Origin of the sequence: Flagellimonas spongiicola, from assembly GCF_023502425.1 — a bacterium.
Taxonomy (GTDB): Bacteria; Bacteroidota; Bacteroidia; order Flavobacteriales; family Flavobacteriaceae; genus Flagellimonas; species Flagellimonas spongiicola.
The window spans coordinates 122,429-139,462 of record NZ_JAMFMA010000003.1 but is presented as its reverse complement, the minus strand read 5'-3'; the positions used below and the strand labels follow the sequence as shown (position 1 = coordinate 139,462).

Sequence of the window (17,034 nt, the reverse complement as noted above, 5' to 3'; positions counted from 1 at the left end):
ATTCGCATATCTTGACAACTGTAGTTTGTACTGTGATTTAATCATCCAAAAGACCTAAAAACAATTCCATAAAATGGAACCTAGAATAGAAACTTTAGCACCCAAAAAACTTGTTGGGTTGCATCTCAGTATGAACCTAGTCCAAAATAAAACAGGACAATTATGGAGGCAATTTGCCCCACGTATCAAGGAGATTGGAAACAGGGTAACCGCAGACAAAATTTCAATGCAAATCTATCCAACAGATTACTACAGCGCTTTTTCACCTGCCAGGCAATTTGAAAAATGGGCAACCTTAGAGGTTTCAGAATTTGAAAACATCCCTAAAGGGATGGAATCTTTTGATTTAATTGGTGGGCTATATGCCGTTTTTGATTATAAAGGTTCCAGTGCGGATACAACCATATATCAATATATCTTTTCAGAATGGATTCCGAATTCTGCTTTTGTAGTAGATGATAGGCCGCACTTTGAAGTCTTAGGGAAAAACTATAAAAACAATGACCCCAATTCCGAAGAGGAAATTTGGATTCCAATAAAGGAACACAACTAGATATTTAAACTTAATTTTTCATGCAGTTCCGGTTTAAATGGGCTGCTCTAAATTCACCGTATATCGAAGTTTCAGTGCTTGAAATAGTAATTTTAATTGGCATTCTGCATTGCTTTGCACTAGGCTTTACCATTCTATTCTCAAAATTTTTCAAAAGTAAGAGCAACAATCCTTTGGGTTATACTTTATTGATTATTGCTGTGGTGGGTTTAAACAATTGGTTTTGGGACATAGGTACAAATCCTTTGTTAATAAATATCCTCGACTTGTTCCTATGGCAGTTTCTATATCCTGTCACCCTATTCTTCTTTTTTGTTCGCAATAGCGTTCAAAAGTCCAAAACCTTAAAGTCCTACCGCTACTTTTACCTGCCATTTGTGTTGTTAAGCACATTGAACATAATGTTGTCCCTTAGTATCAATTTTGACTTGTTCATACTCCCCTTTAAGACCATTGATGGCTATAGTTTCTTTTACAAATCCATAAGTCTACTTTCAGTTATTTTCCCATTGCTAATGGTATATCTTTCATACAAACAAATTCGAATCACAAATCGACCAGTTCAAAAGAAATGGCTTTTCTATTTGTGGGTGTTTACCTCTGCACTATTGGTTTTTGGTGTGGTATTGGAATCTTATCGGTTCTTGTTCTCGGAAAAGTTGCCCCTAACCTATTTATGGACTTTTGCTTCAATTTTTATCTACTGGTTAATTTATCATGGCCTTTTTCAGTTTAAGCTTAGCAATGATCAATTTGAAATTCGAAGTATTCGGAGAAAAGAAATAGCCGTAAGCGCTAATAAACCTGCAGCCAAGCGTTCCCACTTTGACTCACTAATCAACTTATTAGATACTGAAAAAATTCACTTTGACCCTAATTTAAGCAGAGAAAAAGTGGCTGATAAGCTAGGAATAAGTTCCGGCTATCTTTCTCAAATTGTCAATGAAAATGCCGGCGTTAATTTTCCGGATTTCATCAATTCTCGTCGTGTAGAAGAGGTAAAGAAATTAATTAATGATCCCGAATTTAACCGATATAGTTTATTGGAAATTGGCTTGGAATGTGGCTTCAATTCCAAAACGAGTTTTTACACAAATTTCAAAAAAGAAACTGGACTTACGCCTAGGGAATTCAAGAATAAATAAGTTCCAAATTATCATGAGTTAAGCTTTCTGAACTTCAACTGTTCTGTACCTAAGTACGTTTGTTCCAAACAAAACAACATGCGTACAAAATTCTTACTCCTATTAGGTTTACTCTCGATCATTAGTACATATTGCGCCACACAGGAGCAGATTATTTCTTTTGAAAAGGTCAATGTTATCCCAATGGACAGGGATACTATTTTGAAAAATCATCGGGTCATAATAGCCAACGGAAAAATCCTAAAAATAGAACCCACCCTGAGTCAGCCTCCTATACCAGTAGATCAAACCATAGATGCTGAGGGTAAGTTCATGATTCCCGGATTGGTCGAAACTCATTTCCATCTTCAAAACAACATTGAAAATGAATTCAAGCTTTTGATTGCAAATGGAATAACCTCAGCTAGAAATATGGCGGAATACGATGGACAGGACCATATCAAAATCAGAAATCAGTCACGAAACAATGAATTTTTTGCACCCCATTATTATACAACTGGCCCTTATTTAAAAAGAGACCATTTTCAACATATTGATTCGGTGGAAAGTGTGGTGCAATTCCATAAAGATCGCGGCTATGATTTCTTAAAAATAGCAGACAACCTGCCAAAAGACATCTATCTGAAGCTATTGGATAGGACGAATGAAGCGGGCATTGATGTGGTAGGTCATGGTCAGCGTAAAATGCCTTTGGAATATAGTCTTCGTATAAAATCCATAGCACATATGGAGGAGTTCATGTATATACTTCCCGAGGATAAATTACATGACCAATATTATTTGAAAAGGGCAGCCCAAGACATTAAGTCAAGTGGAATTTACGTTTCTCCAACTTTGGGAATTTTTGAAATGATACGTAGGTATGCGGATAAACAAAAGTCAGCGGAACTCCATGCGGATGACAACCTCAAATATTTGCCAAAACACTACTCGGATTATTGGACATCTGTCCGAATCAACTACCGAGTTCACAAATGGTTTATTGCGCCAGAATCTTTAAAACGACTGCAAAATGAACTCAACTGGCAAAAAATGTTTACCAAAATGCTACACGATCAGGGTGTACCATTAATGGCGGGCAGTGATACCTACGGCTTATTTTTACCTGGATTTTCCCTTCATCGGGAATTGGAACTGATACATGCGTCTGGTTTGAGCAATTATGAAACCCTCAAAACGGCAACTTTGGTTCCTGCGCGGTACCTAAACACTATAACGCAGAGTGGTACAATATCTGAAGGAAAACTTGCCGATTTTGTGCTTCTAAACAAAAATCCTTTGGAGAATATAAAGCACACAAAATCCATATTTGGAGTTGTGCTAAAAGGTAAATGGCTTAACAGGATTATTCTTGACCAACTTTTGAAGGAGGTAGAAAATAACTATTCCGAGGAATAAATTACCTAAAACGTAAAGGTTATCTTTAGTGCTAAGCATCGCTGGATGCCAATTAGATCCATATTCTATTTGAACAGAACCTAGCACTATCAATAAATGAAAACAAATCGAAATTCGTTCTTACTCGTTGTATTCCTCTTGCTGTCAACTGGAATGGTATTTGGGCAAAGCACCCAAGCAAACACCTACCCAATAGTACAGGATGTCCAAACCTTAGACGGTATTTTAAAAGCCTATTACGATGTGATTTCTGGCCCGGCCAATTCCCCACGGGATTGGGAAAGAGACAATTCTTTGCATCATCCAGATGCGTTGATAAGCATTACTGGTAAAAACAGGGAAGGAAAAATCTATATTCTCACCCAGAGCTTAGAGGATTATCATAAAGGATTTGGCACACCTAAAGCGGGTTTTTGGGAATATGAAGTGAGTAGAAAAGTAGAACAGTTTGGAAACATTACCCATGTTTGGAGCACCTACGAAACGAAAACTGAAAAAGACGGACCTGTAGTGGCAAGAGGCATCAATAGTATTCAATTGTATTTTGATGGAGACCGATGGTGGATTCTATCTTGGATGTTCGATAGTGAGAGACCTGATAACCCTATTCCTGCTAAATATCAATAAACATAGCTTAGTTATGAGACGTTTAATTGGTGTATCGATCTATTTATTTTACGCTACACTTAGTTGGGGACAGGAACAGTATGATCAACTTTCTTCGCTTCAGGAAATTTCAGGCACCTATGATTCTGGTAGTGAACGGGATTGGCTTTTAGGGAATATCGCAGAGAAATCCCAATTATTCAAAACCGTCTCTGGAGATGAAATCATACTCTCGAACGGAATCATTTCCCGGTCATTCAAACTTAGTCCTAATGCTGCAACAACAAGCTTAAAAGTTTTAGGCAAACAAGAAGAACACATTCGGGCCATAAAACCGGAAGCCATTGTTTCCATTAACGGGTTTACCATGGATGTGGGTGGATTAAATGGGCAACTTAATCTTGCCTTCCTGTATCCGGATTGGTTAAATAGCTTAACCGCTAACCCATTGGCTTTCAAATTCAAGGGGTTTAAAACCTTGGCCCCACAAAAGAGGTTTGAATGGAAACAAGTAAGACATGTAGCGCCAAATGTTTCTTGGCCTCCGAAGGGTATAAGATTAAAGATGGATTATCAACTGGACAAAGTTCCAGCCACCGATTTGATCACCTTGTCCCAACAAAGTCATGTAGGAAGAAAAGAAATATTCAAAGATGATTTCGCAGCAATGAAAGCAGATTGGAAAATTCGAACCAGTCCTTTACATGAGCGAAGCTCATTCTTCAATGAGGGAAAACCCGGTGAAATTTACACCCCAAACAATACAGCGGTATATGCCGAGTATGCACTGGCAGAAACCATAGGACTCGTAGAGACTTCAATAGATGCAGGAACCGACCTTAGCGGTTATTGGGGGCCAGGAATTGCCTTGGTCTGGGAGGATAGAATCATAAAGTTCAATATGCGCCCAGGAAACGAATCCGGTTCAAAAAATGAAGGTGCGTGGCGATTTACAGTTTTTGATGGACAAAATGAAAACATACAGGCCGGCGGAAAAGACAATGTGGATTTTAGCGGGACTTGGTTTTTTCGATTGAGAATTGATGGTAATCTCGTACACTGTGAAGCCAAACCAAAGGAGGGTACCTGGAAAACGTATGAAAGTATTGATTTTAAGACTACGGTACCCGACCCAATAGCCGTTAGGATAGGAAAACTGGGCAAAAATGCCAATGGCATGGATAACGATACCCCAGGTGAACTGGTACGACTCAAAATCAACAGTTTTTCAGCCTACGGAAAGTTGGATCCTAATGAAATTGAAAAAATCAGTCAACGATTGAGAAATTTGCAGGAGTTGACCATTTCTATCAATTATGAGATGTACGATGGCATTCCTGCACTATCCAAATGGGTAGAAATAACCAATAACGGCCAACAAGCAGTAAAGGTAGATCAGATTGTTTCCGAATATTTGGGTATAGCCGACCACCATCCTTATGGGGACTATCGTGGTCGGGATGACCTTAAACTCAAGCCTAACATCCATTTTGAAACGGATATGGCATTTTCATCAATGGCCGCTTCGGTAGCCAATAGCCAAACCGTACATTGGGGTACCGATCAAGACTATGTGACGCAGATATCTTGGGTCCAAGCGGTGCCAAATTCCATGCGAATCTATCCTGATAACGGTTACCATATCAATTTAGATGCAGGTAAATCCATGGAATCCATTCGCACTTTTATGATTCCTCACGATTCCTATGATAAAGAGCGGAAAGGCTTGGCGCAACGAAAAATGTATCGTGTAGTTGCTCCTTGGATCACTGAAAATCCCATGATGTTCCATATCACCAGTTCTAATTGGGATGAATACACCAATGGCATAGACCAAACCGCGGAAGTCGGTTATGAAATGTTGAATTTCTCCTTTGGAAGCGGTTTTAATCCTGAAGATGAAAGCCAAGCCAACTATGAGAACATGAAAAAATATGCTCAGTATGCGAATGATAAAGGCATCAAAATCGGTACTTATTCGCTTTTGGCTTCAAGAAGCATTAGCGAACAAGATGATGTCGTGAATCCAAAAACGCGAAAAACCGGAGGGTTTGCCACTTTTGGCAATTCGCCATGTCTTGAAAGCAATTGGGGACAAGAGTATTTCAGAAAAATGTATCGCATGTTTTCGGAAACTGGATTTATGACCTTCACCCATGATGGCAACTATCCTGGAGACGTTTGTGCTTCCAAAGACCATCCAGGTCATCTGGGATTAGGGGATTCCCAATACAGACAATGGAAAAAAATCACGGATTTTTATAAATGGTGCAAGACCCAAGGCATTTATTTACGAGTACCTGACTATTACTATTTGGCAGGTTCCAATCAAAATGGTGTAGGCTACAGGGAAAATAATTGGTCATTGCCTCGTAGGCATCAGTTGATTCACACACGTCAAAATATTTTTGATGGCACTTGGGAAAGTACCCCGTCCATGCGTTGGAGTTTTATTCCATTGGCACAATATCACGGTGGTGGTGCAGCCGCTACCATAGAACCGTTAAATGAACACCTAGATCATTATGAAATGATGCTGGTAAGTAACCTTGGCATGGGCATCCAATCCGCGCTAAGAGGTCCAAGGTTATATGACACCGAGACGACCAAGCAGATGGTAAAACGAGTGGTTGCTTGGTACAAAAAATACCGCGATATCTTGGAAAGTGATATCATCCATCTTCGTAGGGCAGATGGTAGGGACATTGATTATATGATGCATGTAAATCCCAACCTAAACCAAAAAGGCTTTTTACTTGTCTTCAATCCAACGGATAAGTTGATTCGAAAAAAAATTAAAGTTCCCTTATATTATACAGGTCTAGATACACTAGCGAAGGTTAGTGAGAAGCATATTTCACCCAAAACTTATGAATTGAATCGTGCGTATGAAATAGCTATTACGGTAGAAGTGGAACCCAATTGGTATAACTGGTATGTGATTGAATAATTAGCAATATGATATGACAAACTTTGAAAGTAGATTAACTGGCGGGCACCCTAATTCTTTGGGAAATACAGTTGAAGTGGTAGATCAGGTATTGGCAAACCCTATCGAATTTGATGCCCTTTTCAATTGTTATTTCAGTGCGGACGAAGTGGTGCGTCTACGTACTTCAAACGCAATGAAACGGGTTTGCAAAGCAAACAAAGCACTACTACTACCCTACATTGATCGTTTTATAGATGAAATCGCAAAAATTGATCAAGCATCAACACAATGGACATTGGCACAATTGTTTTTGTCCCTTGAAAAAGAAATGTCGCCAAATCAAGTCACAAAGGCTAAGGAAATAATGAAGTACAATTTGGCAAACCATTCAGATTGGATTGTACTTAATCAGTCTATAAACACCTTATCCAAATGGTCCAAAAAAGATGCTGATTTAAAGGAATGGATTAAATCGCATCTAATTCGATTGGCCAAGGATGAACGAAAATCAATATCAAAACGAGCCGGTAAAATGCTGGAAATGCTGTTCGGTTAAACCACTTAAATTAGAATCGATTCTGTCTTATCTTAAAACAAAAACATGCACAACTAGCCAAAGAAACATGGAAAAAAGACTTTTACTCTGGAAGACTTCAATTGCGCTGATTGGTTTATGTTTTTTCAGTAATCTCCATGGTCAAGAAAATGATTCAAAGCAAGTTTTGACGATTGAAGAAATGGCTTCCAAAATTGATACTGTAATCAATCCTTATTACGAGTACGACTATCATTTGTCAAAATTTGTTCCTCCTGCTGGCAAAACATTGCTCATCATGGGACAAACCGTGGAGCGCATCCAAGAATATCAAAAACATTTTGGGAATATGCCGCAACCTGGAGGATGGTCGACCTATTGGGGAATTCCGGAATTCAAGGGAATTACGCACAAGCATAAAAACAATACAGGAAGTTCGCAACATCACCAAATGTTGATAGATTCATTTCCAAATTCAGCAATACACAGTGGGCTTTGGATGGTTGGTAAATGGTCAATTGCAAAAAAGACTGCCCATGGTGATTACAATCAAAACATCAAGAAATTTGGGGCATGGGCAAAGCGTACTAATCGGCCAATTTATCTTCGAATCGGCTATGAATTTGATGGTCCGCATAATGAATTGGACCCAAAAGAATATGTGAAAGCCTACCGAAAAATTGTCAAAATATTGCGAAAGAGCGGTGCAAAAAACATTGCCTTTGTCTGGCACTCCTATGCTTCTAAACCCTATAATGACCATGCAATTTCAGAATGGTATCCCGGAGACGAATATGTTAATTGGGTGGGAATTTCAGTTTTTGGACATGCATATCATGGCACGGATTTTGGGACGGATTGTGACAATATATTGGAATTTGCAAAACAACACCATAAACCTGTAATGATTGCAGAAGCTAATCCCATTTATGGGATTAAAAAAGATGATGAAAAAGTATGGAGTTCTTGGTTTGCTAATTTCTTCTCATTCGCCTACAATAAGAACATTAAGGCCATTTGTTTTATCAATGAAAACTGGGAGGATCTGTCAATACCGGGAATCGAAGAATGGCAAGACAGTCGTTTATCCAATAATAGTAAGGTCGCCAAAGCTTGGTTTATAGAAACATCCAAAGAACGTTTTCTAAAATCATCTCCCACACTTTTTAATCAATTAGGATATTCCTCTATTCAATATTTGGTAAGGCCAAACAAATGATATAGTATCTTTGCGTACTGAGAATTAATTTTTTGTTTACAAATAGATATCTGTTAACCCTTAATTCATGATACTATGAAAACAAATAAATTAATATCTAAATCGTTAGTATTGCTAGCTTTTCTTTCTACCAACTGCCATGAAGAAAAATTAGCCCCCAGTGGGGAATTGGACTACTTAACTACCACATCCCTTCAATTACCATTTGCGGAAGAATGGTATGTAGTATGGGGTGGTCGTACCCTTGCAGAAAACTATCATGCTTCAATAAGCAATCAACGTTTTGCAATAGATGTAGTACAATTTGAAAATGGTTCTACCTTTCTAGGCGATGGTTCCAAAAATGAGGACTACCACTGCTTTGGCAAACCTTTAGAAGCCCCAGCAGATGGTCAGGTTGTAGCATTGCTCAACTCAGTTGCGGACAATAAACCTGGTGAAACCAATAAAAATGAATTATTTGGGAACTATATAATAATAGATCATGGTAATGATGAATTTTCCGTTTTGGCACATTTTAAACAAAATTCAATTTCAGTCAATATTGGTGAATTTGTTAATCAAGGTGATAATTTAGGGCAAACGGGAAATAGTGGAAATTCCACCGAGCCACACTTACATTATCATTTACAGAATAAACCATCTATTGGTCAAGGGGAAGGTTTACCAGCACAATTCCGAAATTACTATGCAGACAATGTTTTTGAAGTTTTAGGAGAGCCGAGGCAAAATGAAACGGTCAGAAAAGGCTAGTTTTCATTTATATTCAAAATCTGATGCAAGCCATAATTATATGATTTGATAATTACCAAGTATAAGGTAACTTCATAGCATATAATACTATTTGATTTATTACTAATTTTTAGGTTCTAAATTTAGATTTCATGGGTTCATCCAATAACATTTTGTGGCCAATCCTGAATTTTCAGGAGATTCAAGATACTTTAGAAACGCTTCACCAATGGATTCAGATTGTTGGAAAAATACGATTACGTGCCATGCCATGGCAAAACCATTCTTGGCATACCGCACTGTACATTTCGTCCCATGGTTTCTCAACACATAGCATTCCGTATGGTGATAAAATATTCCAGATAGACTTTGACTTTGAAAAGCACCAGTTGCAAATTGAATGCGGCGGCCAAGAAACCCAGATAATGGGCTTGACACCCATGAGCGTAGCCGATTTTCACGACAAGTTGTTTCGCATACTGGATCAGATGGGGCTTAAAATAAAAATCCATGGTAGCCCTAACGAAATAGAACCGGCAATTCCTTTCAGGGAAAATACAATCAATAAATCGTATGACCCGAACGCCGCCCATGCCTTGTGGCAGGCCATGCTGAAGACCAATGCCGTATTCCATAAATTTAGAGGTGACTTCGTAGGAAAATGCAGTCCAGTGCATTTGTTTTGGGGCGCATTTGATTTAGCCGTCACTCGATTTTCCGGGAATAGTGCTCCCTTACATCCTGGAGGTATGCCCAATATGCCTTTGGAAGTAATGCAAGAAGCATATTCAAAGGAAGTGAGCAGTGCAGGATTTTGGCCAGGTTCCAAAGACTTTCCATTTCCAGCTTTCTACGCTTATGCCTACCCTAGCGACTCAGAATTCGGCAACCAAAAAGTAGAACCCAAAGAAGCGTTTTATAGTGAGGACATGGGTGAGTTTTTTCTAAAGTACGAAGATGTACAAAAAGCTTCCAATCCAGAGGAAATGCTTTATGCATTCCTTCAAACCACGTATGAAGCTGCTGCAAATACCTCTAAATGGGATAGGGAATCCTTGGAAAAATAAATGGACATGGACGGCAAAATCACCTACAAATTCACATCTAAGATGTGGCGGGACCAATCCTCAGGTAGCTGGCATTTTATTTCCGTACCAAAAGATATTTCCAAAGAAATTAGGGAAAATCTGCAATGGCAGGAAGAAGGTTGGGGTCGTATGAAAGCAGCGGCCCAAATTCAATCCGTAAAATGGGATACTGCCATTTGGTTCGATTCAAAATCCAAGACCTACTATCTTCCAGTTAAGGGTGAAATCAGAAAGAAGACCCAAATAAAAGTCGATGAAAATATCAGTATCACCCTTTGGGTGTAAATGTCAAACCCATGATGCATCCTTTACGAAAACATATTGAAGAAATCATTTCATTAACCGATGAGGAATTTGAATTTGTTCTAGGGCATTTCGAAAAAATCAGCAAAAGGAGGCACCAATATCTCGTACAGGAAGGAGAAATTGTAAAACGGGAATATTGGGTTTTATCTGGCTGTTTAAAGAGTTACTTCTTGGACGAAACGGGTAAGGAACATATTCTTCAGTTTGGCATGGAGAATTGGTGGATCACAGATTACGAATCCTTTGTCAAACAAGTCCCCTCAAAAATCTATATCGATTGTATAGAGGATTGTGACCTCTTGTATATCAATTTTGAAAACCGTGAAAAGTTAACGGCTTCAATGCATAAAATGGAACGGTTTTGGGCCAAAAAAAGTAAAATGGGGCGAATTGCCTTACAGAACCGAATTCTCTCCCTCTTAAAAAATTCCAGCAAAGTCCGCTACCAACTATTATTGGAGCAATACCCATCCTTATTTCAACGCGTTCCTAAAAAAATGATTGCCGCTTACCTTGGTGTTTCCCGCGAGACCTTAAGCAGGTTAAACGACTAACATTCTTTCTGTTAGCCATGTGACATAGCTCACTTCAAAGAAGTGATTTAGCTCCTTTCCCCTCAGAATCCACTGGTGCAATTTTGTATAGAAATTTAAAACACAAAATTATGCCTTATGTAAACATCAAGGTCACAGATGAAGAGGTGACCAAGGAAGAAAAACAAAGATTGATTACTGGGGTTACACAACTTTTAGTTGATGTTTTGGACAAGAATCCAAAATCAACCCACGTGGTCATTGACGAAGTTCCAATAGACAATTGGGGCTACGATGGTAAACAATACACAGGAACAAAAAGATCAAAAAAATGAAAAACAAAACCGTAATCGTTACAGGAGCTTCTACAGGAATCGGGAAAGCAATAGCTCAATATTTTGTAGATAAAGGAAGCAATGTGGTCCTAAATTCTTCCAATAAGGAAAACTTAGTTGCCGCTTATAAAGAATTGGGATCACCAGCTAATGCTATATATTTTGCTGGTGATATCAGTTTAAAAGAAACTGGGAAGCGACTAGTGGCCATGGCCAAGGAGGTATTTGGCACCGTGGATGTTCTTATAAACAATGCCGGGGTTTTTGCACCAAAACCTTTTTTGGATGTTGAAGAAACCGATTTGGATTTCTACTGGAACATTAATTTAAAGGGAACCTATTTCACATCCCAAGCCGCAATTCCAGAAATGGTGGAGCATGGTGGTGGATCCATTATCAATGTTGGAACAGTATTAGTGGATCACGCAATTGATGGATTCCCGGCAACAGCACCGCTTGCCAGCAAAGGAGCAATTCATTCCCTTTCCAGGCAATTGGCTGCAGAATTCGGCAAGAAAAACATCCGAGTGAACACTATTGCGCCAGGAATTATCAGAAGCCCATTACAGGGTAAAATCGGTATTGAAGATGCTGATAGCCTAGCAGGCTTGCATCTGCTGAATCGAATTGGAGAGGCCTATGAAGTAGCAGAAGCCGCTTATTATCTAGCCTCATCCGAATTTATTACCGGAGAAACCATAAATGTTGCAGGAGGTCATACTGTTGGCCATGCTATTTAAAATGTAAAATGATGAATGCGACAAGTTTCAAAGCCATTGAAAGCGTAATCCTGGATTACTTTGATGGCATTTACGAAGGGAATACGGAAAAATTGACTCGTGTTTTTCAAATGGATGGTTACCTGTATGGAGACATCAAAGGTGATGCCTATTTAAAACATGTGTCGGAGTATATTGAGGGTGTGAAAAACCGTCAAAGTCCAAAAGAATTGGATGATGCTTACCACACTGAGATTCTTGGGATAGAAGTCCTTGGTAAAATCGCTATGGCCAAATTGCGATTACAAATGTTTGGTTTCAATTATTACGATTACCTCTCATTGGCCAAAATAGATGGTGATTGGAAGATTGTAAACAAGGTTTTTGCCCATGTGGAGTAGAACACGAATTGAATAAAAAAGGGGACTTTTCAAGTCCCCTTCTTCGTATTTGATTTATTTACCATTCAGTTTCTTATGCCATTTCTTTATGATTTCCAAATGTTTCTCATCTAAAGAACCTGCAGTAAAAAAACTAATTCCTTTTGCGCCCTTCTGGTGCGATAACTCTATTGCTTTTTCAAAGTCCTCGTAGTTTTCTCCGTAATGACCGTTTAGGATTCCAGTGATCAAATCCTGCTTATTACCAAGGTCACGTACCCCTTCTTGAGTTGCAAAACCAACCCAATTCACATTCCCTTGATGGTCTTTCTTGTACGCCATCGGAAAAAACGTATCTAAATTCCAGTGAATCCAGTCTTGCCGAACATACTCCCTTGCCAATTGTGGAAAAGGGAAAACGGCCGCGGATGTAGCTACTCCTCTTTCGTGACATAATTCCACACTCTCATTGACCAAGGACGTAATAGCATTCATTCGAAACTGCTGCCAAGCAGGATTCTCTGCCCTGTCCTCCAACTCCATTGGATCTGTCCCAAACATTTCCTTGAATTCCTTTCTTGCATTCGGATGATATCCAAAATCGTAGGCATCAATTATATGATCCTGGACCAATGGTTCTCCATTATGCTTGTATTTTTTTTGTAGATCTGCACCTAAAATGACATCCACAAATCGGATGTAGTCAAAATGCACTGAGGCTATTCCAGGGATTTCCGCCTTTTCCTTTACTCTATTTTTTATGAATTCACGAGCTCCTTCTGAAAATGGACTCAAAAAATTATAATAGCTGACATAGGGATCATAATCCCTACAATTTTGACCAAGTGCATTCACAGAATACCATTCTGGATGTTTTTGCGCTTCTTCAAGCCCGCCGATATTCATCATCCATAGCCAGGCATGAACTCTTATTCCGTATTCTTTGGCCAATGGAATTAGTTCTTTGAGACGAGCAGTACTAGCATTTGGCAGTAAATCAGTTATTCCAGCAGCTGCCAACTTCTGCAATCGCTGTTTTTGTACTTCCACCGATGCTTCACTTTTACCATCGCCCTTGTTCACATCTCCCCAAGCGGTAAAGTAAAAAGTCTGTTCGGAAAATCCGTTGTCTATTTGTTGTGCATTGACAACGCTAAACGACACTAACAAAATCATTAAATGCAATTGCTTGCCTATCTTCATAACTATTTGGAATTGATTGTTTTTTGAAAAATAGGACTGATATTTCGCTACGCCTAAACTTTTATACGAACGTAGGAATTGGAACTCCAAACGGAAACTTATGCATCACAAATGAGGAGAATTGCAGTTTACAATGCACACTGATCGAGGCATCTGTGATAGAGAACCTCCTAAAAATTTAGGTCATGGCCACACTATTGAAGAATGTGTTTAAATCTTCTTCCAATACGGGTATTTTACGAACACGGAGACCGGAAGCATCATAAATGGCATTCAGAACCGCTGGAGCAAGTGGTGGGGTTCCAGGCTCTCCTAAACCACAAGGTCGTTCTTGACTTTCAATGAAAATGACTTCAATTTCTGGAAGTTCATCCATCCGTAGTACTTTGTTATCGTGGAAATTGCTGCGTTGTACCTTCCCATTTTCAACTTCCATACCCCCATACTTCACAGCCGACAATGCCCAAATTATTGAACCTTCAATCTGCCCTTTACCAATGTGAGGATTGATGACCATTCCACAATGCACAATAGCCGTTACTTTGTCTACCTTAAACCCAAACTCCTCATCCATGCTAACCTCTGCAATTTCTGCACATACCGTAGGACCAAAATTCGCCATCGCAAAACCAATGCCCTTACCCGGCTCGGTTGTTTTGTTCCATAATCCGTGTTTTTTCGCATAGGAAAGTACCTCAACTTGTCGCTCACGAAGTAACTTTTTTCGTGGTATCATGAAATCTACTGCCCAATCTGGAAAATCCTTGGGATCTCCCCAATCCACTTCACGACTAAGTAGTTCCATTCGATAGTCCAACGGATCTTTGTTCAATTTAAGAGCCAACTCATCTATAAAACACTCTTTTGACAAAGCCGCTGAGTGTTCCCCAACACTTCGCCAAGCCCCTTCATGTAAGACGGTTGGGACCATACTACGGTGACAACGAATATTCGGGAAGGCGTAGTAGTGCTCCCATTTTTCCGTCCAAGTGACATATTCCACGGTGGCCATAGCCTTATTTTCAATAGCCACGACCTCATTTTCAGGACTAATGGCTGCCCTTAAATAGTTCTTTAGATAGGGTTGGAAATGATCATTGCGCACTTCATCTTCCCGAGTCCAGATTACTTTGACAGGTTTTTGCATCTTTCTCGAGACAAATGCAGCCTCTATGGAAGTATCTGCATGATAGCGCCTACCAAATGACCCCCCAGATTTCAAATTATGCACAATCACTTTATCGGTGGAAATTTCCATGGCCTTTGCCACCTCACCAATGGTTTGTTCCGCATCTTGCGTCCCCACCCATATTTCACACTTATCTTCCCGATAATCTGCGGTGGCATTTAATGGTTCCATCAGGGCATGGGCTTGATACGGATTGTCATATTCCATGCTCATGGTCTCATTTTGCGTACTGGAAAAACTGGGGCCAATATTCCCTAGATCCATGGTCAGGTGTTCTGGGGCATCCTTCAAAGCTCGCATATCCGCATTTAAGGACTCAATACTTCTTGCTCCGTTTTCCAGTCCATCCCATTCAACAATCAATGCTTTTCTGGCTTTAAAGGCAATCCATGTTGATTTGGCGACAATAACAACCCCTTCATTCACATAGCCAAGTGTGGGGTTCAAACTACTTTTTATTTCATCTGAAAACCCAATTGGAAAAATGTCCAGGACGCCCTCAATTTGTCTAGCCTCGGAATCATCATAAGATTTGAGTTTGCCCTTGTAGATTGGACATTTTTCAATTGACGCATAAACCAAATCCGGCATATCCATGTCTAAACCATATCTGGACTGCCCGGAGACCACCTCCTTGGTAATGCGATTTTTGATTGGTTTTCCTATATAAACATATTCCTCATGAGTTTTAAGGATCACTTCTTCTGGCACTGGTAGTTTTGATGCTGCTTCTGCCAATTCTCCGTATTCGAGTTTCTCCCCAGTGACCAAATTGGTGATAAAGCTGTTACTCACTTCCATGGCCACTGCATCCACATTCCATCTTTGGGAAGCAGCTTGAACTAATAGTTGCTTTGCGGTTGCACCAGCATTCCGAACAGCATCCCACGTTCTTGATATGGAACCACTTCCTCCTGTAGTACCCATTTCATGCCAGGTGTAATCAGGGCTATACTCAATTTGTTTAATCTTGACTTTGTTCCAGTCAGCATCCAACTCATCAGCAATAATCGTAGGAATGGATGTTCCTGTTCCCTGTCCCATTTCATGCTTGGTAAGCATAATGGTAATCTCGCCATTTGGATCTATTGAAATAAACTTATTGAATGGAATTTCAACGCCTTCCTTCGTTGTTTCACCAATTTTTCCATACATAGGCAGGCTTAATGAAATCATCAAACCACCCCCTACTTTTCCGCTAACTTTTAAAAAATCCCTTCTGTTGATTTTCATGATTCCATGTTTTTGGCAGCAGTTTTAATGGCACTACGAATTCTTGCATAGGTTCCGCAACGACATATATTTCCTTTCATGGCCCTATTGATTTCTTCATCTGATGGATTTGGATTCCGCTCCAGCAATGCCACCGCACTCATTATCTGCCCTGATTGGCAATAGCCGCATTGGGGAACATCGACCTCTTCCCAAGCCAATTGAACGGGATGATCAGCAGTATCTGACAAACCTTCGATAGTTCTTATGGATTGTCCGTTTACTTTTTCAATGGGAATACTGCAAGACCGCATAGGCAATCCATTAATATGAACGGTACAAGCGCCGCACTGGGCTATCCCACATCCATATTTGGTTCCATACAATTTCAGTACATCCCTTAAAACCCATAATAAGGGTGTATCCGGAGTTACATCAACGGAATACGAATTATTGTTTATCTCTAGAGTGTAGTTCGCCATTAGTTGTTTCTTTTCATTTCCTTGATTTGGGAAAGGGTTAAAAATGATGCTTCGTTACCCCATGAATTCTGTATGAAGTTTATAACATCCATGATTTCTTGGTCCGTTAATGCCACTGGCTTCATTCCGGCTTCAAAACCAGAGCCATTCTTTATTAGGTTTATGGCCCGCTCCGTTTGTGCCCAGATTATGGTTTCCGGTTTTACCAATGAAGGATACATGGCTTCTACACCCATCCCATCGGGTTGATGACAGGTGATACAATTGGCGATATACACTTCTTTGCCTTTGGCTATACTTGCTTTCTCCTCTTTGGATTGGCAGGAAACAAGGAATACGAACAGTAAAAAGTAAATCAAGCGATGTTTCATGCTTGGAAGTTGTTTGCTATTGGTTAAAGAGTGATTTGAAGTACACGAATGCCTAATCCGTAAAACCTCCGAATATGCTGGAACAATTTTAAGCTT

Annotated in this window: 18 protein-coding genes; 14 read left to right on the top strand and 4 right to left on the bottom strand. The window is 39.7% G+C overall.

The window, feature by feature from the left end:
- Window positions 1-73 precede the first annotated feature (73 nt).
- From M3P19_RS12155 to M3P19_RS12090, 14 genes are all read left to right on the top strand, one after another.
- Window positions 74-553, top strand: coding sequence for a GyrI-like domain-containing protein (locus tag M3P19_RS12155; protein WP_249657952.1), 480 nt, complete (start codon window positions 74-76; stop codon window positions 551-553).
- A gap of 20 nt (window positions 554-573) precedes the next feature.
- Entirely contained in the window at window positions 574-1,698 is a 1,125-nt protein-coding gene (locus M3P19_RS12150) for a helix-turn-helix domain-containing protein (protein ID WP_249657951.1), read from the top strand.
- 78 nt (window positions 1,699-1,776) lie between these two features.
- Entirely contained in the window at window positions 1,777-3,096 is a 1,320-nt protein-coding gene (locus M3P19_RS12145; protein ID WP_249657950.1) for an amidohydrolase family protein, read from the top strand.
- 96 nt (window positions 3,097-3,192) lie between these two features.
- A complete protein-coding gene (locus M3P19_RS12140; RefSeq protein WP_249657949.1) occupies window positions 3,193-3,723 on the top strand; it encodes a hypothetical protein in 531 nt (176 codons plus the stop codon).
- 13 nt (window positions 3,724-3,736) lie between these two features.
- Entirely contained in the window at window positions 3,737-6,652 is a 2,916-nt protein-coding gene (locus M3P19_RS12135) for a hypothetical protein (protein ID WP_249657948.1), read from the top strand.
- A 13-nt stretch (window positions 6,653-6,665) separates the two neighbouring features.
- A complete protein-coding gene (locus M3P19_RS12130; protein ID WP_249657947.1) occupies window positions 6,666-7,190 on the top strand; it encodes a hypothetical protein in 525 nt (174 codons plus the stop codon).
- Window positions 7,191-7,257: 67 nt separating this feature from the next.
- A complete protein-coding gene (locus tag M3P19_RS12125) occupies window positions 7,258-8,388 on the top strand; it encodes a glycoside hydrolase family 26 protein (protein WP_249657946.1) in 1,131 nt (376 codons plus the stop codon).
- A 75-nt stretch (window positions 8,389-8,463) separates the two neighbouring features.
- The gene (locus M3P19_RS12120; RefSeq protein ID WP_249657945.1) at window positions 8,464-9,141 is read left to right on the top strand and encodes a M23 family metallopeptidase; all 678 of its coding nucleotides are present in this window, start codon (window positions 8,464-8,466) and stop codon (window positions 9,139-9,141) included.
- Window positions 9,142-9,272: 131 nt separating this feature from the next.
- Window positions 9,273-10,187, top strand: a complete 915-nt coding sequence (locus M3P19_RS12115) for a DUF5996 family protein (protein ID WP_249657944.1) — start codon at window positions 9,273-9,275, stop codon at window positions 10,185-10,187.
- A 6-nt stretch (window positions 10,188-10,193) separates the two neighbouring features.
- Entirely contained in the window at window positions 10,194-10,493 is a 300-nt protein-coding gene (locus M3P19_RS12110) for a DUF1905 domain-containing protein (RefSeq protein ID WP_249657943.1), read from the top strand.
- 11 nt (window positions 10,494-10,504) lie between these two features.
- Window positions 10,505-11,068 (top strand): Crp/Fnr family transcriptional regulator, encoded by a 564-nt coding sequence (locus M3P19_RS12105; protein WP_249657942.1) that lies wholly within the window; start codon window positions 10,505-10,507, stop codon window positions 11,066-11,068.
- Between the two features lie 110 nt (window positions 11,069-11,178).
- Window positions 11,179-11,382: a tautomerase family protein gene (locus M3P19_RS12100; RefSeq protein ID WP_249657941.1), complete on the top strand. Its 204-nt coding sequence runs from the start codon at window positions 11,179-11,181 to the stop codon at window positions 11,380-11,382.
- A complete protein-coding gene (locus M3P19_RS12095) occupies window positions 11,379-12,122 on the top strand; it encodes an SDR family NAD(P)-dependent oxidoreductase (RefSeq protein WP_249657940.1) in 744 nt (247 codons plus the stop codon). The genes M3P19_RS12100 and M3P19_RS12095 overlap by 4 nt, the downstream gene beginning before the upstream one ends.
- A gap of 8 nt (window positions 12,123-12,130) precedes the next feature.
- The gene (locus M3P19_RS12090) at window positions 12,131-12,502 is read left to right on the top strand and encodes a nuclear transport factor 2 family protein (protein ID WP_249657939.1); all 372 of its coding nucleotides are present in this window, start codon (window positions 12,131-12,133) and stop codon (window positions 12,500-12,502) included.
- Between the two features lie 54 nt (window positions 12,503-12,556).
- Here the strand turns inward: M3P19_RS12090 and M3P19_RS12085 are convergent, their stop codons facing one another.
- From M3P19_RS12085 to M3P19_RS12070, 4 genes are all read right to left on the bottom strand, one after another.
- Window positions 12,557-13,684: a glycoside hydrolase family protein gene (locus tag M3P19_RS12085; protein WP_249657938.1), complete on the bottom strand. Its 1,128-nt coding sequence runs from the start codon at window positions 13,682-13,684 to the stop codon at window positions 12,557-12,559.
- A 178-nt stretch (window positions 13,685-13,862) separates the two neighbouring features.
- Complete coding sequence (locus M3P19_RS12080) at window positions 13,863-16,106, bottom strand: xanthine dehydrogenase family protein molybdopterin-binding subunit (protein WP_249657937.1); 2,244 nt, start codon at window positions 16,104-16,106, stop codon at window positions 13,863-13,865.
- Window positions 16,103-16,567 carry a (2Fe-2S)-binding protein gene (locus tag M3P19_RS12075; RefSeq protein ID WP_249657936.1) on the bottom strand — a complete coding sequence of 155 codons (465 nt, stop codon included), beginning with the start codon at window positions 16,565-16,567 and terminating at the stop codon, window positions 16,103-16,105. The genes M3P19_RS12080 and M3P19_RS12075 overlap by 4 nt, the downstream gene beginning before the upstream one ends.
- Window positions 16,567-16,938, bottom strand: a complete 372-nt coding sequence (locus M3P19_RS12070) for a c-type cytochrome (protein WP_249657935.1) — start codon at window positions 16,936-16,938, stop codon at window positions 16,567-16,569. The genes M3P19_RS12075 and M3P19_RS12070 overlap by 1 nt, the downstream gene beginning before the upstream one ends.
- Between the last annotated feature and the right edge of the window lie 96 nt (window positions 16,939-17,034).

Excerpts from the sequence above, each read along its gene's own strand:
- M3P19_RS12155 (WP_249657952.1), top strand. The coding sequence starts at position 74 with ATGGAACCTAGAATAGAAACTTTAGCACCCAAAAAACTTGTTGGGTTG.
- M3P19_RS12150 (WP_249657951.1), top strand. The coding sequence starts at position 574 with ATGCAGTTCCGGTTTAAATGGGCTGCTCTAAATTCACCGTATATCGAA.
- M3P19_RS12145 (WP_249657950.1), top strand. The coding sequence starts at position 1,777 with ATGCGTACAAAATTCTTACTCCTATTAGGTTTACTCTCGATCATTAGT.
- M3P19_RS12140 (WP_249657949.1), top strand. The coding sequence starts at position 3,193 with ATGAAAACAAATCGAAATTCGTTCTTACTCGTTGTATTCCTCTTGCTG.
- M3P19_RS12135 (WP_249657948.1), top strand. The coding sequence starts at position 3,737 with ATGAGACGTTTAATTGGTGTATCGATCTATTTATTTTACGCTACACTT.
- M3P19_RS12130 (WP_249657947.1), top strand. The coding sequence starts at position 6,666 with ATGACAAACTTTGAAAGTAGATTAACTGGCGGGCACCCTAATTCTTTG.
- M3P19_RS12125 (WP_249657946.1), top strand. The coding sequence starts at position 7,258 with ATGGAAAAAAGACTTTTACTCTGGAAGACTTCAATTGCGCTGATTGGT.
- M3P19_RS12120 (WP_249657945.1), top strand. The coding sequence starts at position 8,464 with ATGAAAACAAATAAATTAATATCTAAATCGTTAGTATTGCTAGCTTTT.
- M3P19_RS12115 (WP_249657944.1), top strand. The coding sequence starts at position 9,273 with ATGGGTTCATCCAATAACATTTTGTGGCCAATCCTGAATTTTCAGGAG.
- M3P19_RS12110 (WP_249657943.1), top strand. The coding sequence starts at position 10,194 with ATGGACGGCAAAATCACCTACAAATTCACATCTAAGATGTGGCGGGAC.
- M3P19_RS12105 (WP_249657942.1), top strand. The coding sequence starts at position 10,505 with ATGATGCATCCTTTACGAAAACATATTGAAGAAATCATTTCATTAACC.
- M3P19_RS12100 (WP_249657941.1), top strand. The coding sequence starts at position 11,179 with ATGCCTTATGTAAACATCAAGGTCACAGATGAAGAGGTGACCAAGGAA.
- M3P19_RS12095 (WP_249657940.1), top strand. The coding sequence starts at position 11,379 with ATGAAAAACAAAACCGTAATCGTTACAGGAGCTTCTACAGGAATCGGG.
- M3P19_RS12090 (WP_249657939.1), top strand. The coding sequence starts at position 12,131 with ATGATGAATGCGACAAGTTTCAAAGCCATTGAAAGCGTAATCCTGGAT.
- M3P19_RS12085 (WP_249657938.1), bottom strand. The coding sequence starts at position 13,684 with ATGAAGATAGGCAAGCAATTGCATTTAATGATTTTGTTAGTGTCGTTT.
- M3P19_RS12080 (WP_249657937.1), bottom strand. The coding sequence starts at position 16,106 with ATGAAAATCAACAGAAGGGATTTTTTAAAAGTTAGCGGAAAAGTAGGG.
- M3P19_RS12075 (WP_249657936.1), bottom strand. The coding sequence starts at position 16,567 with ATGGCGAACTACACTCTAGAGATAAACAATAATTCGTATTCCGTTGAT.
- M3P19_RS12070 (WP_249657935.1), bottom strand. The coding sequence starts at position 16,938 with ATGAAACATCGCTTGATTTACTTTTTACTGTTCGTATTCCTTGTTTCC.